We start from the raw sequence: 1,695 nt of genomic DNA, 5'->3' as shown, positions 1-1,695 counted from the left end.
CAGGACCGCCATCGTGGCGAACGTCGCCACGATGGCGGTCCTGCTCCAGATGCTGATCATGTACGTGACGAACGCCGTCCACAAGCGCGGGGGCGACCTCTGGATGAGCGGCGAGGCGGTCGCGTACGTCATGCAGGCCGACCACTTCACCTACCTGCTCGGCAATCACATCGCCGAGTTCCACGGCCTGCTGCGCGTGCTCACGGTCGCGTGGCTCGCCCTGCTGTTCGCGTCGCCCCTGCTGCTCCTGCTCACCGGCGTCCCGCGCGCCGCGATCGCCTCGCTGTTCGTCGGTATGCACCTCGGGATGGCGGTCACGATGCGGATCGATCTGTTCCCGATCGTGGTCGTCGTCGGCTTCGTCCCGTTCTTTCAGACGGCGGTCTGGGACGCCGCCGAACGCGCCGTCGCCAGTCTGGGGTGGTCGACGCCGCTCGCCCGCTGGCGCGCCCGTCTCGAGTCCGCGGCGAGAGCGATTCCGTCGCTCCCTCGGCGCGCGCCGTTCTCACGCCCGGTCGCGCCGGGACGCCTCGACGGTCTCCGCGATGCGGACCTCACCGGGACGCTCGCCGGCGGACGCGTCCTCGTCTCGACGGTCCTGCCGTACGTGTTCCTCGTGTTGATCGTTCTCTCCGGGGCGCAGGCGGTCGATTACGCCGAGGTCCCCGAACCCGGTGAGGACGTCTTGGAGGCCGTCGACATGGACCAGTCGTGGCGGATGTTCGCCCCCGATCCCACCCACACGACCCGATGGTTCGTCGCGCCCGGAACCCTCGAAAACGGGACCGAACGGGACGTGTTACGGAACTCGGCGGTCGATTTCGAACGGCCGCCGCGTGCGGAGGCCACCTACCCCACCTCGCGCTGGCGGAAGTACCTCGGGAACGTCCGCTCCACCGACAACGAGAACCACCGCTCGTACCTCGCGAACTACCTCTGTGCGGACTGGAACCGGTCCCACGAGACGCGCGTCGAGAACGTGACCGTCTACCAGCGGTACGAGCGAGCCGATCCCTACAACGGAACGGTCGAGGCCGAGGGAAAGGTGAAACTGATCGAGTACGACTGCTCGGGCGAGTTCGTCCAGAACGAGTGAGGGCCCGGTCGGGCTCATCGGGGGATCGGTCCGGACCCGCCCGTCCGAAGCCGTCGAGTGGGCCGGCGGTTCCCCGACGCGACGTTTTATACTCGCCCCCCGCGATCCGTCGGTCATGACCACGCTCGACGACGCGACGGCCCTGGTGACCGGCGCGAGCTCCGGAATCGGCGAGGCGACGGCCCACGCGCTGGCGGCGCGGGGCGCGAACGTCGCGCTGCTGGCTCGCCGGCGCGAGGCGCTGGAGTCGCTGGCGGCGGACTTGGAGGCGGAACACGACGCGAACACGTTAGTCGTCGACGGCGACATCCGCGACCGGGCGACGAGCGAGGCGGCGGTCGAGGCGGTGATCGACCGGTTCGGCGGGCTCGACGTCGTCGTCTCCAACGCGGGGGTCGGCCGCGGCAGCGACGTGGCGGAGATGACCGACGAGGAGTACTTCGCCATGCAGGAGACGAACGTCGACGGGACGTTCTTCCTCACGCGGGAAGCGCTCCCGCACCTGACGGAGAGTCAGGGGACGCTCGTCGTCGTCGGGAGCTTCGCGGGCCAGTACCCGCGGTCGTTCAATCCGGTGTACGCCGCGACGAAGTGGTGGG

2 protein-coding genes are annotated in these 1,695 nt (G+C 69.4%); both read left to right on the top strand.

Going from position 1 to position 1,695, the window contains the following annotated elements; genetic code table 11:
- Positions 1–1,096, top strand: a 1,096-nt coding sequence (locus DJ81_RS14950; protein ID WP_094590382.1) for an HTTM domain-containing protein, incomplete at its 5' end; no start/stop codon positions are given.
- A gap of 115 nt (positions 1,097–1,211) precedes the next feature.
- Positions 1,212–1,695: SDR family oxidoreductase (locus DJ81_RS14945; protein WP_094590380.1), on the top strand; the 484-nt coding region annotated here is incomplete at its 3' end.

Origin of the sequence: Halorubrum sp. Hd13 (assembly GCF_002252755.1) — an archaeon.
In the GTDB taxonomy this organism is placed as follows: Archaea; Halobacteriota; Halobacteria; order Halobacteriales; family Haloferacaceae; genus Halorubrum.
The sequence above is the reverse complement of the archived record's forward strand: the minus strand, read 5'-3'. Positions and strand labels throughout refer to the sequence as shown.